The organism is Paenalcaligenes hominis, from assembly GCF_041359055.1.
Taxonomy (GTDB): Bacteria; Pseudomonadota; Gammaproteobacteria; order Burkholderiales; family Burkholderiaceae_B; genus Paenalcaligenes; species Paenalcaligenes hominis_A.
Genome location: NZ_JBGJKZ010000002.1, coordinates 59,522 through 78,665, shown reverse-complemented (window position 1 = coordinate 78,665; position 19,144 = coordinate 59,522). Strand labels below are relative to the sequence as shown.

The window sequence follows — 19,144 nt, the reverse complement described above, 5'->3', positions numbered from 1 at the left end:
AAGACAAACAGTAACCCTGCTTTTTAATTGGCTTACTCACCTTTAACAGCATCTGCTACTTCAATAAAACTTTCATACTCGGCAGCAATCTCTTGCTTTAGTTGCTCCCCTCGTACAATCTTTAGCTTTTCACCAGATCGATCTAAGTAACTCTGTACACGCTCGGAATTAGCAGCGGCTTCAATGGCATCAGCCAATACAGCAATATTTTGCTCTGGTGTACCTTTAGGTGCCCAATAGCGACGATTCAAGCAAGATTTAACTTCATACCCTAACTCTTTCGTTGTCGGTAAATCCGGAGCCTGCTCATAACGCTCCTCTCCGAGCACTGCCAAGGGTCGGATCTCTCCTCCGCTTCGCTCTATCCATAAAGGAGACATAAGAGCCATATCAGCAAAACCACCTTTTAAGGCCGTAAAGCGTTTAGAGGTCGCTCCTGTGGGAACAACCACCCATTCCGTATCGATTAGATTCATTAAGCGCACTGAAGGAAAATGCGTTGCTCCACCTATCTCATCTCCTTGACGGAAACTCGCCCCATCCGTTTTTACTTTTTCAAGAAAATCATCGAATGTCTGGAGAGGCGAGTCAGCCGATACGCCTATAAACAAACACGCTTCGCTAACCTGTATCACCGGCTCAAAGTCCAATGGGGTATAGTCCACACGCCCTAACGCTGCGGCGGCTAATAGCTCCTGATGAATTTGTAAAATGGTATACCCATCTGGAGTTGCTCTTAATACCTGTCTAGAGCCCACAGCCCCACCCGCCCCAGTGGCATTCGTAACCACAAGTGGAACAGGAAGGAGCTTTTGCGACTCAATTTCTGACTGAATAGCACGCGCTAACCCATCCGATCCTCCTCCTGCCTCAAATGGCACCACCAACCGAATAGGCTTCTTAGGGAAAGCGTCTTGCGCTGCTAAAGGTAAGCTCACCATAACCGCTAGACTTGCAAAAATAGCGCGTAATGTGAATTTTTTCATTTTTTGTCTCCTGAATTTTATTTATTACTGTTTAATTCTTTATTTGCCTAGACCACGAGAGGTGGGTTGTTTAGCTAGTTCTTTTAACGCCTCTTTATTTAAGCTAAATCCTAAGCCTGGTGCAGTGGGCATCTCAATCCAACCGTCTTTAGGAGTTGGCAAGTCATTAAAAATCTGTTTTAAACATTGCACCGCGAAAATATGGTACTCAACCATGCCTCCATTGCTTAAACCGGCATGTAAATGCATATTATGGAAAGGCCACGCTCCTCCGTTATCGATCCCAATACCAAACGCCTCAGCCATGCCTGCAATTTTCTGGCACTGTGTATAACCGCCTGTAATGGCAACGTTAGGCTGTAATACATCCAACGAACGATTTAATAAAAGATCTTTAAACTTACTGGCTTGCCCCTCGTTTTGCCCTCCAGCTAACGGGATGCTAGTTTGACGTCGCAAGTCACTTAATGCATGAGGATCATTACCTTTGATAGGCTCTTCAAAAAATGAAATATCATATTCTTCAATGCGTTTAGCGAGCCAAGCAGCATGATAAAGATCTAAATTACAGTTTGCGTCAATAAACAGCTCTGCCTGTTCACCAATCGCCTCCCGTAACATTTTCACTCGCATCACATCTTCGCGTAATAACTCTAATAATGGTCTAGGCTCATCTTTTCTTTTTAGACCACCATGTCCCACCACCATCTTAAATTTACTAAACCCTTGATTTTCCCAATCCTTAGCGACTGCAACCAATTGCTCTCGATCAAAAAAGTCAAAACCAACCGTCGCATACGTCAACACACTGGATCGAGCCCCACCCAAGAGCTTCCATACAGGCTGTGATAGCGCCTGCCCTTTAATATCCCACAACGCTAAGTCCACCGCAGCAATCGCATGCAGCGCATAGCCTGACTGCCCCCTAGGTGTCATCAACCAGTACATTTGATTCCAGATCTTATCGTTGCAAAGAGGATCTTTTCCAATAAGAGCTGGGGCCATAATCTGATTGATAGAGTAAGCAATGACCTCCTCTTCCGTAATGGCTGTCATACCCACACCGACATGACCCTCATCCGTTGTAATCTCCACAATACACACCCCTAAGGAAGCCTTACGTTGTGTATTACAAAAATCAAACGTAGCGGGGATATTTACTGCAGTTGCTTTTACATCAACGATTTTCATGTTTGTCTCCATTAATATATGTACTACTTATTAAACTTCTCTTGTATACACATGCTGTGCGCCCAGTTGCTTAACTGAGTCACACCCTAGCTGTGTCATACTGTTACAAAACTCATCTTTTAAAATCCGTAAGGCCTCAATTGCCCCATCCTCACCATGAGACGCTAAACCATACAAAACAGCTCTCCCACTCAACACAGACGTCGCCCCTAAAGCAACAGCTTTAGCGATATCCCTACCTCGATGTATCCCACCATCCATTAAAATAGGTATAGACTGAGGAAAAGACAGTAGTTGTAATGCCTCAAAGGCGGAAATAGCGGTATCCAGTTGACGGCCACCATGGTTGGATAAAATCACCGCATCCACACCACACTCCACACACTTTCTAATGTCATCAGCACTCAACACCCCTTTCACAACCAACTTTTTAGGCCAAAGCTCTCTTAATTTTTTTAAATCTTCCCAGTTAAACGAAGACTCCATAGAGCGCTGTAAAAGTGCTGCTTTAGCCTGTGGAGTATGTGCTTCTGATGAGCTCATGTTTCCCAAACCCGGTGCACCGTGCTTTAGAAAATCGTAGCTCCAACGCGGATGCCTCATCCCATCCAAAAGGGTTTTCAAGGTATAGCGAAAAGGCAAGCCAAATCCATTACGGATATCACGTTCACGTTTACCATTGACGACCACATCCGTTGTCAACACCAGACATTCGTAATCAGCAGCCAAAGCCCTCTGTACCAAACTTTTAGCTAAGCTGCGTTCGATAACATATAACTGAAACCACAGCTGCCCCCCTGCTTGAGCTGCCACTTCCTCAATCGAATTAGTCGAAGCCGTAGAAAGCACAAAAGGGACCTCTGTTTTTTCTGCAGCACGGGCTAGCGCAATATCACCGTTAGGCCAAAACAAACCGTTTAGCCCCGTCGGGGCTACCAAACAAGGAAAAGAGATCAAACGGTTAAATAATGTAGTGGTAGTCTGAACAGACGATAAATCTGTCAGTCGTTGTGGCATCAACTGGCAGCGATCATAATCCGTTTTATTACGCCCTAATGTAATCTCATCCTCAGCCCCGCCTTCTAAATAATCAAATACCATTCGCGGTAAACGTTTTTTAGCTTGATCCCTGAGTTCATAGATCTTTGTCATCCTCTGCCCCTCGTTATGAACTAAATCGCCTCAACTTGGGCATCGATGAGAAAAGGTCCATTATGCTGTAATGCTTTTTCAAAGGCCTCTTTGAACTCTCGCTTTGTCTTAACTTGGCATGCCTCAACTGCATAACCTTTAGCTAGACTTACAAAGTCCACCCCGTCCACTTTTAAACCCGGGATTTCATTTACCTTAAAAGACTCAACAAACTGCTGTAAGGCTTTATAGCCTTTATTATTAATAATGATAAAAACAACAGGAATGTTGTAATGAGTCGCCGTCCAAAGTGCTGTAATGTTGTAGTGAGCTGAGCCATCACCCACAAAAGCCACGACAGGACGATTTGGCTGTGCCAACTTCACTCCTAATGCGGCAGGCATCGCAAAACCAAGTCCCCCAGAGGCCGCAAAATAATAACTGCCAGGCTCCGTCATTCCCCCCCGTTCCCATAGAGTAGCTATCGTTGACGTCGCCTCATTTAAATAAACAGTATTCTCCTGTTTAAGCGCCTCAACAATATCAAAAACTGACTCGCTACAAAGCGCTGTATCATCCACCGTATGGCGTTGAATCACCGGATTGTAATTCACTTTTTCTCTACTTTTTTCTGGCAAGACGCGCACTAAATCTTTTAGCACCGACCCAACATTGGCTACGATAGCATTACCCACTGGGGCTCGTGCTGCCTCTTGATAATCACCTGTAACAAGAATCAACTCACAGTCTTTGGGTAGATGTGCTCCTGGGTCATTTTGATGATACCGAAATACAGGGGCACCAAAGACCAATACTAAATCATGCCCTTCTAGCTTTTGACTAAGGCTGGCAATACCTGCTGGCAAAATGCCCGCAAAGCAAGGATGCGTAGTAGGAAAGGGACAACGAGGAGCAGAGGGAGCCACCCAAGCCGGTGCTTGTACCTTCTCCGCTAATTGCGCCCCAATTGCATTCGCTCGTTGCTGATCCACCTCAGGACCAAATATTAAAACAGGGTTTTTAGCTTGCTGTAATTGTGACACCAAACGCTCTACCACCTCGGCACTTGCCTCACCACAATGCTGTACCAAGCGGTGAGGCAGAGGCAAAGAATCGCGGGTCACCGGCTTATCCCAGTCATCGTATGGAATAGAGACATATACAGGTCCCCGCGCAGGAGCCATAGCGGCATGCATTGCACGGCTTACCACATGTGGCACTTCCTCTGGGCTTAATGGCTCATAGCTCACCTTAACCAAAGGCATGGGCAATAAGTTTGCTGCCGTGTTTTTTAACAAAGGATCGGTATAAACCAAGCTGCGCGCTTGTTGTCCTGCCGTAACCACGACGGGACTATGCGCATTGTACGAATTCGTTAATGCTCCCATCGCATTACCCGTACCTGATGCAGAGTGTAGGTTCACAAAAGAAGCTTTACCCGACGCTTGGGCATAACCATCAGCCATCCCTACCGCAACCCCCTCATGCAAGCACAAGATATATTCAAAATCCTCAGGAAAATCCTTTAAAAAATTGATTTCATTTGATCCAGGATTACCAAAAATCTTGTTTATGCCCTGCTCACGCAGTAACTCATAGACCATTTCTCGAACGGTAGGCATTGCTGCTGACATGATTGCTTATCTCCATAATTATTTATCTTCCATTTAAATTAACACCCCCCGTCTTATTAATCCAATCGATATTTTTTTGTTTTTAATATAGATATCATCTATATTATGAAGTCATCTCATCTACAGTTCTTCTTCTCGCCATGACATCTAAAACGGATCTAAATTTAATTAAAGTTTTCCTTTCAATTTATGAAGGAGGTAGCGTCAGCGAAGCAGGACGCCGTCTACACTTAACGCAGCCTTCAATTAGCTATGCGCTCGCTCGTTTACGAAAGCAGATGAATGACCCTTTATTCACGCGCACTCGAGAAGGTATGGTCCCCACCCTAGTGGCAGATCAGCTCTATCCCATTTTTTTTAAATCGATTAATGAAATTGAAGATGCCTTAGCTTTTACAAAAAAATTCGACCCGACCAAATCTAACCGCACCTTCAAGCTCGCTCTGTCTGACTTAGGCACAGTCTATTTTCTACCTAAGATCATGAGAGCGCTCAAAAAAGAGGCCCCCTTAATTCGTCTGGAGGTAATTTCAAGTGAAGTGGAGGAAATAGAAAGCTGGTTTCAACGCGAGCGGATTGATGCTGCTGTCGGCAATCTTGGTTTTCTCAAAAAACGACTCCAGTCTAAAAAAATCATGGACGAAAACTACTCCTGCTTAATCAGCGCTCATCACCCACGCATAAAAGAACACCTTAGTTTTGAGCAGTTTGCCCAAGAGCAGCACGTAGAGATCTCTCAAAGCACAGGCCACTTACACATCAGCCACATTCTTAATAAAATTCAATCCGAATCTAAAATCTCGCTCAAAGTTCCACACTATGCGGTATTGCCTAATCTTATTGCAGACAGTGATTTGATTGCTTGCTTGCCTACCCGAGTCGCCCAACTCTATGCAAAGCAACACGACAACTTACGTGTGCTTGCTTTACCAATAGATATCCCTACTTTCGAAGTCGGCATTTTTTGGAAAAATCAGTTAGAGGAACTTAGTGCTCAAACCTGGTTCTGTCACACCATTTACCGCACACTAATTAATGACCTTGACTACGACTCATAGGGGTCGCAATAAAGAAATCGTAACCCTCTTCGGCTCAATGCAAAGGGTCGAACTCGTTACTCGATAAAATTGCTGTCAGTCCCTCAGATAGCGCGTGGGCACGACCAGAGCTAAACCATACATAATGGTTTTAATGCCTAAGGACGCGGAGAGCATATAGGGCAATCATTATTTGTCGCGAGCATGGTCTCAGTAGCGCTACGGATTACCAATGAAAAAGCTCTAGCCCCAAAAAGACGAGATATAAGACATGCTCAGTAGAGTCTTGCATATAAAGTTACTATCTTTATCTTTCGGAATAATTTGCTCGTCCTCTTAATTAATCTAGCAGATCAAATTAAGAAGACGAACCTTGCTCAAACACCCAAATAGCGCGTAAGCAATTCTGGATTCGCTAGCAATGTAGCGCTATCATTAGCCTCAACAACTAAGCCCTTTTCTAAGACTACGCTACGGTTAGTATGTGCCAATACTTTTTTATAATTCCTGTCTACAATTAAAATTGCCATTCCAGTAGCGCTTACAGTAGCAATTACTTTCCAGATCTCCGCCACAATAATAGGTGCTAGCCCCTCAGTCGCCTCGTCTAAAATCAGCACATCTGGGTTCGTCATTAAAGCCCTGCCTATTGCAAGCATTTGCTGCTCCCCCCCTGAAAGCTGCTGCCCCCCATGACTAAGCCGTTCAGCTAAACGCGGAAACGTCTCTATTACGCGCTCATAATCCCAATCCATTTGTTGGCTATACCCAGGACGAGCAGCAACCATTAAATTCTCCTGTACCGTCAGGTTGGGAAAAACTCCCCTGCCTTCCGGTACATATGCCACACCTAGTCGTGCAATTTTAAAGGGCTCTACACCTGTTTTATCTTGGCCTCGCACATACACTTTCCCACTCGTCGCTTTGACATGACCAAGCATAGTACGAATTAAGGTGGACTTCCCCATTCCATTCCGTCCTAATAGCCCTACTGCCTCACCCGATCTAATTTCAATATTCACACCATGTAAAATATGACTTTCACCATAATGCGTATGAATGTCCTCTGCTCGCAATAATGCACTCACTCTTCATCCTCCCCAAGATAAACCCGTTGAACCTCAGCATTATTACGAATAGCCTCGGGATTACCATAGGCTATGACTTCGCCGTTCACCATCACAGTAATTTCGTCAGCTATTCTAAAAATGGCATCCATATCATGCTCAACCAACATCATGGCTCTTGATGAACGTAAATCATTTAATAAACACAAAAGCCTTTCTGTTTCCTCTGCCCCCATACCAGCCAAAGGCTCATCTAATAACAGCACGGAAGGTTTGGTTGCTAAGCTCATTGCTATTTCTAATTGACGTTTTCGCCCATGAGAAAGCTCTCCCGCGATTAAATTTCTATCGTCTAACATACCCACAAGCTCTAAAGACTCATCAGCTAACTCCACACTATATTTACACCTTTTCGCTGGTAGCCAACTCCATACATTTTGACGTGTAGCCTGAGCTGCCAGCCTGCAATTTTCATGTACAGTTAAAGGCGAAAAAATAGTGGTTCGCTGATAGCTCCGCCCTAATCCGGCTTGAGCCCGCTTAGGCTGCGTCCAGCTAGTCACGTCTTGACCGTTAAGCTCAATAGCCCCCTCACTGGGCGGAATTTCACCAGAGATAATATTAATTAGAGTGGACTTCCCTGCACCATTCGTACCAATCACTGCATGGATTCTACCCTTACATAGATCTAGGGAAACACCTTTAATAGCTTGTAAGCCACCAAAATTACGCTTAATATTTTTAGTCGATAATAGAACTTGTTTAGTCATATAGAATCCTGTGCCTCTGACAATCTAGTTATTTTGTTTTTTGTGAAGCGTACTTTTATCCCAGCAATACCCTCTGGTAAAAAAGCCACTAGCGCCATAATCGCTAGGCCATAACTCAAGTTCCAATGTGATGCGAAGTTCCCGAAAATCTCGTGGGATTGAAATAGCTCCTGAAGCAAAATTAACGCAGCAGCACCTACTATTGCCCCCCATAATCTAAACTGCCCCCCCAGAATCACCATTAATAAAACTAACCCTGATTGCTCCCAAGACAAAATCTCAGGGTTAACATAACCATCTTTAACCACGTATAACAGTCCACTTAAACTAGCAATAACTCCGGACATGACATACGCGACGAGCTTATACGCGTAAGTGGGAAAGCCTGCAGATCTCATGCGTTGTTCGTTAAGACGGATACCTGTTAAAGCCGCGCCAAACCGTGATCGCATTACTAAATAAAGTGAAAACCAGACAATGATCAAGCAAATTAAAGAAAAATAGAAAAAATGCAGATTATTGCCAATACTGAAAAGAACTGTGTCTCCTAGTCTTGCTTCTGGCCTAAAATATAGATACGCTCCGTCACTGCCCCCACCTAAATTAGTATCATGAAATATAAAGTAGGCCATTTGCGCAAAAGCCAACGTGACCATAATAAAATAAATCCCCGTGGTTCGAAGCACTAAAGCTCCTGTTACCAAAGCAAAAATTCCAGTCACTACCACTGAAGCAAACAACACCACAAATAGGTTAGCTGGACCCATTTCAGGTGCAACTAATACTGTTGTATAAGCAGCTAAACCAAAGAATGCGGCATGTCCAAGGCTCACCAAACCTGCTCCACCTACTAAAAGCTGTAGCCCTAACGCAAATATTGCATAGATAATGATTTCTAAAGCCAAACCTGTGTAGTAACTATTTGCATATAAGGGGAATAAAAAGGCGCACCCAATGACCAAAGCTGAAAAGATATAATTTTTGCTCGTATTGCTTTCCATACCTATTACCCTTGTTTAAACAAACCGTCTGGCTTTAATAGTAAAACTATGGCCATCAATACATACACCAACATGCCTGAAGCAGTTGGGAAAAACACCAGTCCAAATGTACTGACAAATCCAACTAGCATTGCAGCAATAAAAGCCCCTTTAATCGAGCCAATCCCACCAATCACTACAACCACAAAGCAAATAATAAGAATAGAGTGTCCCATCCCTGGATACACAGAAGTTACTGGAGCAGCCACAGCACCTGCAAATGCAGCTAACGCAACCCCCATAGCAAATACAATCCTGAACAGCCGATTAATATCAATCCCTAAAGCACCTATCATTTCACGATTTGAAGCACCTGCTCGGATTTTCATCCCTAGTCGAGTCCGCACTAAAACCCAATACAGACCCCCTGCAAGTAAAAGACAAACTGCAGAAATAAATAGCCTATAAACGGGATAAGTCATTACCCCTCCTAAAGAGACAGTGCCGCTCAACCAAGCTGGAACGGTGACTCCATGCACATCATTACCGACGAGTAAACTTCTAAGCTCTTCAAAAACCAGAATTAAGCCATAAGTCATTAATACTTGTTGTAAGTGATCTCGATGGTATAAGTAACTAAAGAAAGCCCACTCTAATAAATAACCAATTAACACCGCTAATAAAGTGCATAGCAATAGGACAGTAAACAATCCTCCACCTAGGTAATTATTAACTACTGGCTGCAAAGCAAAGGCCATATAGGCCCCAATCATATAAAAGCTACCATGTGCCAAATTAATGATATTCATAATGCCAAATATCAGTGTTAAACCGCTTGCTACTAGAAAAAGTAGCAAGCCGTATTGGACAGCATTTAAGCTTTGTATGAGGAAAATTTTTATTTCCACAAAATCCCTCTTTTCGTTAAATTACAAACGACAACCTAAAGCTGGGTCCTCTAACTTCTCTCTGGCTATAGAAACCATAATATTCTCTTTACCCTGAACCTCACGTAAATAGACATCCTGAATAGGGTTTCCTGCTGCAGATAAAGTAAATGTCCCTCTGGGACTATCGATCGTGGCATTACGCATTGCGTTACGTAGCTCTTTTTTATTACTTTTATCTCCGTTAACAGCAGCTAAGCCAGCATCTAATAACTGTGCCGCATCATAGCCCTGTACAGCATAGACATCGGGCACCATATTCGGATGACGTTCTGAGTATGACTCTCGGAAAGCTTTGTCTTTTTCTGTATTTAAACCATCCGCATAATGCAACGTGGTTAATAATCCTTGTGCGGACTCACCTTGAGCCTCTAGTGTTCCATCAGTTAGAAAGCCACTACCAAGTAAAGGAACCTCTTTTCCTAAACCTGAACTAGCATAATCTTGAACAAATTTCACAGCTCCGCCACCAGCAAAAAAAGTAAAGACGGCATCGGGCTTCAAAGCGGCTATTTCAGTTAAGATAGATTGAAACTCCACATCAGGAAAAGGCAACAAAAGCTCTTTTACTACTTTACCGCCCTCTTCCTCAAAGCCTTGTTTAAAACCATTAATAGCCTCTTTACCTGCGGCATAATTCCATGTCACGCTAACTACATTTTCATAGCCCTTTTCGCGTGCCACATGCCCCATGGCGTAGGCTGGTTGCCAATTCGTAAAAGAAGTACGGAACACATTAGGCGCACACAAAGCCCCAGTTAACATATCTGCGCCAGCATTAGGAATAATCAGTGTAGTATCTGTATCTTGAGCAGCTTTTGCTAATGCCATAGCAACACCAGAGTGGACTGTACCAACTAATACATCTACTTGATCCCGTTTAATCAGGCGGTTTGCGTTATCAGACGCTTTAGCAGGGTTAGACTCATCATCCACACGATAAAACTCGATCTTTTCACCACCTAGACTTCCCCCCTGCTCATCCACATACATCTTAAAACCATTCTCAATCGCTTGACCTAGAGCCGTATAAGTTCCGCTATAAGGCAGCATAAAACCAACCTTAACCACAGCCAATGCAGAATGACTCACTCCCAATGTCAGCGCAGTTACAAGCAAAGCCGTTTTGATTTTCATATTTGTCTCCATAATCTTTGTAACTAAGGTGTACTTTTTTGCATTCTAGGTTGATTTTTATATTACTCATGCCGTTTCGTCTAAGACCATTTAACTCTAAAACTATACAATTTAGGCATGGTAGCTAAGAGAACCCTATAAAACAGGAGTATTTTTTTATCTTTATTATCAATTAGGTATAAACCCTAGCAGGCAAATATTCTTAGAAAAGCTAGCGTCATAAAGCGAGCCTTAGGAGCTTATTGCATCTATTTTCTTTAAAAAGCCATTCCTATTTAATATTTGGATGACTCTTTAAATATTTTTATTTAATTATCAATTTTTTATATCGATGAGCTTATACAATAATTAATCTACATTTTCATAAACGGTCAAAACAGATCTGAATACTCCTTCTGTTTGAGCACAGTAACTCTGTAAAAAAAATTAAAACCTTAACCACTCGTACAACTCGTGATTCCTGTGGCTACATTGCGAAAAAAATTGCCAATCACATCATCAATTAGAGTAGTAGACAGAGAGCTATGCAGCGAATGTATAGTTAATGAAAGCTGTAACCCGCTAGCTATAACACATGCTTGAACTCTGGAGAAAAGAGGCAGCTAGAGTGCCCACTCAAGTAATAATTCAACAGAGTGGTTCAGGCTCCAATCTAACTGTAGTAGAAGTCCTTGCCCTTCAAAGTGACAAGAGCGCTATAAGATAGTATTAAAATATTTTTTATTCTTATTAAAGCCAAACACTTGGAAAGAAAACGTTCATATAGACTCAAGCACGGTTTACAGTAGAGTCGTTATTTAATCCAACTTACCCCCACCAAGTCAGGCTCGACAAGCTTATTGGCGTCGCTAGTGTCTGAGCCCCAAAAGCAGTCCGCTTACTGGAAAGCAGCCTAATCACTTAGAACAAAGCCGACGCGTGCTGTAACTCACCGCTATTTAAATGCCATCCACACCGCCATCCCTATCATCATGAGATTTTCGGTCAAAGAGACAAAACCTAGAGGCACTTTACTGTTGCCGCCAACACAAGCGCATTTCAATTCACGCTTTTCAATGTAGACCGCTTTTACTACAGAAATAGCCCCCACTGTGCCTATAAACAAAGCAACTGGCACTGCAACCACCATAAAAACCCCGGCTATCATGCACACCCCCGCGAACGCTTCGCCAAAGGGGTAAAGTTTGCTGTAGCGCACCCATTTTTGAGCTAATACATCATAGTTAAGAAACATGGTAGAAAACTGCTCGATGTCTTGGAGTTTTTGTAGTGCAAGCAAGCACATAGCAAGGGCAATAAACCACTCAAAAGTCTGTAGAACAAATAACGTTTGCCAGTTATACCAAGTTAAAGCGACGGCCATAAATAATGCCATACTGAAAATGGCAATCACTGGTTGATAAGAGGTGTCGCTACGTAATGCTTTAGGCTTTTTTTCGTGGAAATACACCGCCAACTCATCAAAGCCACCAATACGTTTGCCGTCTATGAATGTTTGCGGAGTGGTTTTAACGTGGTGTTTTGCCATGAACTGGTCGGTTTGCTCACGCGTAGTTAACCAGCGATCATCTATTTCAAAACCATGGCGCTCTAATATATCTTTAGATTTAAGGCCAAAAGGGCAAATATGTTTTGGCATCACCATTCGATAAAGAGTAGCGGTTTTTTTAGCAGGCTGTGTGGACATTTGACCCCCTTCCGTTTAGTTGTTGGATTAGGTTGGTTTGCTCTGATCTGCGTTTAATCACTAGACTTACTTCCAAGCCTACACGACAAGCCATTGATTTAAAAACCTAAATGCTACATAACAAAGCCCCTAGTGCACTATTTAAGCCTTTTTTATAGGAAAGGAAATCGTAAACACCGTCTCATGATTAGAAGAGCTCACTGTCAACTTTCCGTGGTGTGCTTCTATAATTGACTTTGTAATGGCTAAGCCCAGCCCAGCCCCCTCACTGCAGCGTTGTCGCGACGCGTCCATGCGATAAAAGCGTTCAAAAATATGTGATAGATGCTCTTCAGGAATCGTAAACCCAGGGTTTTTTACACTAATCTGTAGTGTCTCGATCGCTTGCGTTAAATGTACGGAAACAGTTTTACCCGCAGGCGTGTAACGTATGGCGTTAGACAATAAATTGCTTAGTGCACGCCTGAACATTAGGCGATCCCCTATTATCTGAATAGACTCTCCAACTAGCATAAGACGTACATCTTGCTCTTCGGCAAAGGCTTCAAAGTATTCAAATAATGCACTAATTTCTGCTCTTACATCCAATGCCACAGGCTCTAGATTTAAAAGATTATTATCTGCTTGCGCTAAAAACAGCATGTCGTTTACCATTTTTGCCATGCGTTCATATTCTTCAAGATTAGAGTACAGAATCTCTCTATAGGCCTCGATGTTTCTAGCTCGAGATAATCCGACTTCAGTCTGGATTTTCATATTCGTAATGGGCGTGCGTATTTCATGTGCAAGATCCGCTGAAAAATGAGATAAACGCTGAAACCCTGCCTCAATTCCATCTAACATTTCATTAAAAGACATAGCCAAACCAATCAACTCCGTTGGTACAGTATTAAGATCTAAGCGGATATGAAGTTGATCAGATCGGATTTTTCTTAACTGATAGCTAACTCTTCGTATTGGCGCATGCCCTTGATAAACGGCAATGCGGGTAGCCAAAATAGCCAAAACCAATCCAACAATAGTAATAGCGCCAAGTTGCTTACGAAAACTAGTCAAATAGTGCAAATGAAAATCAATTTGTGTGGCGACCATCACTATAAAAAAATCAGTAAGCGTATTTTTACCTGCGTTGATTTTTAAGACTCCCCCTCTAAATGTCTCTGTTTGGGTTTGCCATACATAAACAGTATTAACAGCGATCTGCTCAAGAGGCTGAGCCAAACTTACCTCTTTTTGTAAAGCCGGCACAAAAGTAGAAAAAATGGGGGTATTGTCAGCTAACCACACACTGTATTGCACATTATGGTGCCCTGAAACAGCCTCAGCAAAACGAACCGCCATGGCTTCACGATTTTCATTTACGGGCATCATGCTTATAGCATGTGTTAACGCTTGAACAACTGCGTTTAATTCATCAACATCTTGTTCAATAAAGTGCTCGTTAATTGAGCGCTGGGCCATCCAACCAAATAACAATAATAAAACTGTGATGATTATTCCGATCGACGCAGTCAAGCGAGTAGCCAGAGAAACAGGACCTAAGACTTTCATGATTTATTCTATGGTGTAGGGCAGATCTAACATATATCCCATCCCTCGTATGGTTTGAATTAGCTTTGGTTCATAATCATCATCAATCTTCACACGTAAGCGCCGAATTGCCACATCAATCACATTGCTGTCACCATCAAAATTCATATCCCATATTTGTGAGGCAATCAGAGATCGAGGCAGAACTTCGCCCTGCCGCCTCATAAGCAACTCTAATAGCGCAAACTCCTTGTTCGTCAAATTAATACGGTGACCATTACGTAAAACTTGGCGTCGGGGAATATCGAGCACTAAGTTGGCTATCTGAAGCTGAGCATCTAACGAAGGTAATGCACCACGTCGTAGCAACGTCCGTACCCGTGCAACAAACTCAGAAAAAGCAAACGGCTTAACCAAATAATCATCCGCCCCTAACTCTAGGCCTTTAACCCGGTCTTCTACACTGTCTCTTGCGGTAAGAAACAAAACAGGAATGGAAGCTTTTACATCACGCAAGGATTCAACAATACGCCAACCACTGACATCCGGCAGCATGACATCTAAAACAATCAAATCATATGAGCCAGTCAGTGCCAAATGCTGTCCATCCAGCCCTGTACGAGCTAAGTCCACCCTAAACCCTGACTCCTCTAGCCCTTGGCGTATATAGTCCCCTGTTTTAATCTCATCCTCAACAACCAGTATTTTCATTTCCTCTTCCTCTATCTGGAATGCATCCGTTTTGCTTCCTGCCAATTATCCATACTTTTCAAAGAAAAAAATGGATTACAAATTTGTCATTATTGCGTCACCTCTTCGACATACTTATTTCAGTACACTCTCGCTCAATAACGCGTCACTACTTGGTAATAACAATGTCTAATCGTAGAAACCTCTTAAAATTTAGCGCTCTAGGTTTAATCATGGGCCATCCTTTAGCTCGTGCTCATATGCACCATGATTCACCTACCAATAAAATGGGGCTTGGCAACGGGGGTGAGCATACTATGATGCCCAACCATGCTCAATCCATTTTATTAGCACTAGATCAAATGCCCTCAAAGCAGCCTCTTACTGCATTACCTCAATTAAAAAACACAAGTAAAAAACCGCACCGTTTTCAAGCCACGCTTGTAGCTAAACCCACCCAACTCACAATAGCTGGACGTCAACCAACCGAGTTTTGGCTGTATAACGGCCAACTACCCGGACCACAAATAACGGTTAACGAAGGCGATACCGTAGAAATCCTATTTAAAAATCAATTACCCGAAGCCTCTACAATACATTGGCATGGTTTACCTGTGCCTGCCGACCAAGACGGCAACCCCCAAGATAGTGTTCCGTCAGGTGAAGAGCGACGTTACCTTTTTACTCTTCCTAAAGGTAGCGCAGGAACCTATTGGTATCATCCTCATCCACATGGGCGCACTTCTACCCAAGTCGCTAAAGGCTTAGCTGGTACGCTGGTGGTGCGTGCGGCTGATGATCCCTTAGCGCACTTGCCAGAGCAGCACTGGATGATCACTGATTTGCGCTTGGATCACCAAGCCCAAGTCCCAGAAAACACGATGCTTGATTGGATGAACGGCAGAGAAGGACAGTTTGTGCTGGTTAATGGGCAACGGGAACCACGTATAAGCCTTACTACACATACCCGATTACGTATTTGGAATAATTGTAGCGCTCGGTATTTGCAGTTAGCGATTCCTGGTTGTCAATGGCAGCTGATTGGTACAGATGGAGGGCTATTAGAAACAGCCCAGCCCCCCGTAGATGAAATTTTATTAGCACCGGCCGAACGCATTGAAGTGTTGTTAATTGCTAATAGCAATCACAGCACCACTCTTATCAGCCGGTATTATGATCGTGAAAAAATGATGGTAAAGGAAGAGCCCGTTAATCTTACCTTAGCGCACCTAACAATAGAATCAAAAGAACCACTCCGTCTACCTCATGTTTTACGACCCTTCGCTAATTTAGACACTCCCGTAGCGCATAAAACCGTAGAGTTCAGTGAAGCGCCAATGAATCATCATGACCATGCCATGTCGATGGAACAGATGCACAATATGTTTTTTATAAATGGTAAAACCTTCGATATGACACGCATTGATTTACGTAGCCGAGTCGGAGAAGTGGAAGAGTGGCGAGTTTTTAATAACTCGCATATGGATCACCCTTTCCATCTACATGGCACACAGTTTCAAGTTGTGCAGCGAGAACTAAAAGGAAAAATAAGCCCTGAACCCTTTAAGGCTTGGCGTGACACCATTAACCTAAAGCCCTATGAGACCGTCATTTTTCATGTCAAACAATCCCTGCCAGGGGTACGCATGCTGCACTGTCATATTTTAGAACATGAAGATTTAGGTATGATGGCTAACCTAGAGGTCACTGCATAATGGTCAATAAAAAATACCTTTTAGCAGGATTAGCAATTAGCTTTATTTCTATCTCAGGTCTATGGTTCTTCAGCAAGCCAGCGTCAACCCCTACATTTATCGATCCATCTGATCAAACTCTTGTCATGCAGGGTAAAAAAATCTATGCCAATAACTGCGCCTCATGCCATGGAGCTAACCTAGAAGGCCAACCTAACTGGCGAGTAAGACTGTCTAATGGCCGCTTGCCGGCTCCACCCCACGATGTGACGGGACATACGTGGCACCATTCAGATAGCTTGTTGATAGATATTATTAAAAACGGTTTGGTACCGGGCAGAACCGCACCTGCAGGCTATCAAAGTGATATGCCAGCCTATAATTCAATATTATCGGATGAGGAAATTTGGGCTGTATTAGCCTACATTAAAAGCAGCTGGCCCCCTAAAGCCCTGCAAGCACAGAAAGAAATGACGCTAAAACCACATTGATAACACATACTTTTATTAGGCTCTGGCAATAAAAAATCAGGCCTCTATTTTTGTCTTTAGTCTAGGATGACTAGAGAAAAAATAGAGGCCTGAAGTTGCGCTTAGCTATGGTTTGGTTGAATTAAACCGCTGCCGTGTCCTTAGCAGCTGAACCACTATCATCAGCACGCTGTTTCTGCAAGAACCAGACTAAGACCATTAATGGAATGCCAATTACCGCGCCTATGACATTTGGAATAATCAACATGATGCCCGCCACAAAAAGAATGAGGCGTTCATAAAACCGTGAGTAGCGAATATAAAAACCAACCATAGAGCTACTGACGGCCACCATGCCAAGAATAGCGGTAATAATGGTAGCAATTAACGGCAAAGCCGTTACGTTTTCCATAACCAAGATGGGGCTATATACAAAAATATAGGGAACAATAAAGGCCGCAATGGCTAACTTCACTGCAGTAACCCCGCTCTTGAATGGATTCGCCTGTGCTATACCCGCGCCTGCGTACGCTGCTAAACAAACAGGCGGAGTGATGTCTGCCAAAATACCAAAGTAAAAGACAAACATGTGAATAGATAAAGGCGTTAAATCAAAACCGTTGATTAATGCTGGCGCTGCAATAGTTGCTGTTACTACATAGTTAGCTGTGGTCGGCAAACCCATACCCAAGATCAAACATGCGATCATGGTAAAGAACAAAGCGAGGAATAAATGCCCACCTGATAATGCAATAATGCTAGCGGCAAATTTAGCGCCCAAACCTGTCATGCTGACTACACCGGCAATAATGCCAGCAGTGGCAACTGCCGCAATAACGGGTAAGGCGACTCGCGCCCCTTGCTCGAGCACATAAAAAAACTTTTTAAAGCCCAAGCGTGTTTCTTTACGAATGTAGCTAACTAGGAAAGCAACAGCAATACCATAAATCACCGCACGCTGTGGCGTGTACCCTACCATGACCGTACCAATAATAACGATCAGAGGGAGCAACATGTAACCGTATTGCTTCATTTGCTGCCCTATATCGGGCAGTTCTGATTTGGGTAAACCCAAAATACCAAGGCGCTTGGCCTCAAAGTGAGTGCCAATAAAAATACCAAGGAAATAAAGGGTAGCAGGGATTACCGCAGCTGCCATAATAACAGCATAGGATACGCCCAAATACTCCATCATAATAAAGGCGGCCGCCCCCATAATAGGTGGCATAATTTGCCCACCCGTAGAAGCCGAAGCTTCGGTACCAGCGGCAAACTCGGGCTTAAAGCCTGAGTTTTTCATCATGGGAATAGTAAAGGAGCCTGAAGCAACGGTATTGCCTACCGAACTGCCTGAAACCATGCCTTGGAGTGCACTTGCGACCACAGCAGCTTTGGCTGTACCCCCTGTAAACCGCCCTGTCAGACCAAAGGCCAAGTCATTAAAAAACTGCCCTATACGGGTATTAACCAAAATCACGCCAAAAAATAAGAATAAATAAATATATTTGGCCGAAATTTGTAATGGCGTGCCAAACACACCACTGTCTCTGTACCAGAGTCGAGTAGTGACATCTGTAAAGTCATACCCTTGGTGCGATAACGTAGCGGTAGGAATATAGTTACCATACAGCGCGTAGCCGATCATGGCGGCCGCTACAATCACAATAGGTGCCCCAACGGTTCTACGTGTTGCCTCTAAAAGCAACAACACCCCAATCACAGAGAGGAACGTATCATATTGATCGTAACCCCAAGTGATACTTTGAATGAGGGAATCAAAGTTAATAATTTTATAATAGGTGACATACATGGCTAAAAAAGCCAACAGCACGTCATACCAAGGCACCGTCTTTTGAAAGACTTGCTGTCCCTTTTTTAAGGGAAACAAAAGAAAAATAAGACCTAAGGCCGTACCTAAGTGCACTGCCCCCTGTTTTTGCGAGGGAAATGTGCCAAAGTATCCGGTATATACATGGAATACGGTGAGTGATATCCCTAAGAAAGTTACTACCCAGGCCCAGACACCAATTTCCTCGCGAAAATTACTTTCGCGGTCGTATTTTTGTAATAAGGCTTTTGCGTCTTGCTCAGCTTTTGCTGTTTGTTCAGCCGGGGTTAACTTGTTATATGTGTCAACCATAGAAACACCACTTTTTAGTTATAGCACTGAGAAAATCTATTAAAGCAGAAAGG

General features: G+C 43.3%; 16 protein-coding genes. 3 read left to right on the top strand and 13 right to left on the bottom strand.

Annotation, left to right across the window (positions count from 1 at the left end):
* Window positions 1–32 precede the first annotated feature (32 nt).
* Genes ACBP46_RS04200 through mdlC form a run of 4 tightly spaced genes read right to left on the bottom strand, consistent with a single transcriptional unit; the run spans window position 33 to window position 4,942 of the window.
* A complete protein-coding gene (locus tag ACBP46_RS04200) occupies window positions 33–986 on the bottom strand; it encodes a Bug family tripartite tricarboxylate transporter substrate binding protein (RefSeq protein WP_371015492.1) in 954 nt (317 codons plus the stop codon).
* 39 nt (window positions 987–1,025) lie between these two features.
* Window positions 1,026–2,177, bottom strand: a complete 1,152-nt coding sequence (locus ACBP46_RS04195; protein ID WP_371015491.1) for a mandelate racemase/muconate lactonizing enzyme family protein — start codon at window positions 2,175–2,177, stop codon at window positions 1,026–1,028.
* A 30-nt stretch (window positions 2,178–2,207) separates the two neighbouring features.
* Window positions 2,208–3,329: an alpha-hydroxy-acid oxidizing protein gene (locus tag ACBP46_RS04190; protein WP_371015490.1), complete on the bottom strand. Its 1,122-nt coding sequence runs from the start codon at window positions 3,327–3,329 to the stop codon at window positions 2,208–2,210.
* Between the two features lie 20 nt (window positions 3,330–3,349).
* Window positions 3,350–4,942 (bottom strand): benzoylformate decarboxylase, encoded by a 1,593-nt coding sequence (mdlC, locus tag ACBP46_RS04185; RefSeq protein ID WP_371015489.1) that lies wholly within the window; start codon window positions 4,940–4,942, stop codon window positions 3,350–3,352.
* 140 nt (window positions 4,943–5,082) lie between these two features.
* Between mdlC and ACBP46_RS04180 the strand changes: the two genes are divergently transcribed.
* The gene (locus ACBP46_RS04180) at window positions 5,083–6,000 is read left to right on the top strand and encodes a LysR family transcriptional regulator (RefSeq protein ID WP_371015488.1); all 918 of its coding nucleotides are present in this window, start codon (window positions 5,083–5,085) and stop codon (window positions 5,998–6,000) included.
* Between the two features lie 356 nt (window positions 6,001–6,356).
* Here ACBP46_RS04180 and ACBP46_RS04175 read toward each other — a convergent pair whose 3' ends face one another.
* The 8 genes from ACBP46_RS04175 to ACBP46_RS04140 form a co-directional block, all read right to left on the bottom strand.
* Window positions 6,357–7,067 (bottom strand): ABC transporter ATP-binding protein, encoded by a 711-nt coding sequence (locus ACBP46_RS04175; protein WP_371015487.1) that lies wholly within the window; start codon window positions 7,065–7,067, stop codon window positions 6,357–6,359.
* Window positions 7,064–7,816, bottom strand: a complete 753-nt coding sequence (locus ACBP46_RS04170) for an ABC transporter ATP-binding protein (RefSeq protein WP_371015486.1) — start codon at window positions 7,814–7,816, stop codon at window positions 7,064–7,066. Before ACBP46_RS04170 ends, ACBP46_RS04175 begins: the two co-directional genes overlap by 4 nt.
* Window positions 7,813–8,817 (bottom strand): branched-chain amino acid ABC transporter permease, encoded by a 1,005-nt coding sequence (locus ACBP46_RS04165; RefSeq protein ID WP_371015485.1) that lies wholly within the window; start codon window positions 8,815–8,817, stop codon window positions 7,813–7,815. The genes ACBP46_RS04170 and ACBP46_RS04165 overlap by 4 nt, the downstream gene beginning before the upstream one ends.
* 5 nt (window positions 8,818–8,822) lie before the next feature.
* Entirely contained in the window at window positions 8,823–9,704 is an 882-nt protein-coding gene (locus ACBP46_RS04160; protein ID WP_371015484.1) for a branched-chain amino acid ABC transporter permease, read from the bottom strand.
* Window positions 9,705–9,725: 21 nt separating this feature from the next.
* Window positions 9,726–10,892 carry an ABC transporter substrate-binding protein gene (locus tag ACBP46_RS04155; RefSeq protein ID WP_371015483.1) on the bottom strand — a complete coding sequence of 389 codons (1,167 nt, stop codon included), beginning with the start codon at window positions 10,890–10,892 and terminating at the stop codon, window positions 9,726–9,728.
* Between the two features lie 922 nt (window positions 10,893–11,814).
* Complete coding sequence (locus ACBP46_RS04150; RefSeq protein ID WP_371015482.1) at window positions 11,815–12,567, bottom strand: MauE/DoxX family redox-associated membrane protein; 753 nt, start codon at window positions 12,565–12,567, stop codon at window positions 11,815–11,817.
* Window positions 12,568–12,708: 141 nt separating this feature from the next.
* Window positions 12,709–14,118 (bottom strand): Cu(+)/Ag(+) sensor histidine kinase, encoded by a 1,410-nt coding sequence (locus ACBP46_RS04145; protein WP_371015481.1) that lies wholly within the window; start codon window positions 14,116–14,118, stop codon window positions 12,709–12,711.
* A gap of 3 nt (window positions 14,119–14,121) precedes the next feature.
* Window positions 14,122–14,808, bottom strand: coding sequence for a heavy metal response regulator transcription factor (locus ACBP46_RS04140; protein ID WP_371015480.1), 687 nt, complete (start codon window positions 14,806–14,808; stop codon window positions 14,122–14,124).
* A 164-nt stretch (window positions 14,809–14,972) separates the two neighbouring features.
* On the opposite strand from ACBP46_RS04140, the gene ACBP46_RS04135 reads away from it, so the two are divergent.
* Complete coding sequence (locus ACBP46_RS04135; RefSeq protein ID WP_371015479.1) at window positions 14,973–16,502, top strand: multicopper oxidase family protein; 1,530 nt, start codon at window positions 14,973–14,975, stop codon at window positions 16,500–16,502.
* Window positions 16,502–16,972, top strand: a complete 471-nt coding sequence (locus tag ACBP46_RS04130; protein ID WP_371015478.1) for a c-type cytochrome — start codon at window positions 16,502–16,504, stop codon at window positions 16,970–16,972. Before ACBP46_RS04135 ends, ACBP46_RS04130 begins: the two co-directional genes overlap by 1 nt.
* Window positions 16,973–17,093: 121 nt before the next feature.
* Here the strand turns inward: ACBP46_RS04130 and ACBP46_RS04125 are convergent, their stop codons facing one another.
* Entirely contained in the window at window positions 17,094–19,091 is a 1,998-nt protein-coding gene (locus tag ACBP46_RS04125; RefSeq protein WP_371015477.1) for a TRAP transporter permease, read from the bottom strand.
* Window positions 19,092–19,144: the final 53 nt, after the last annotated feature.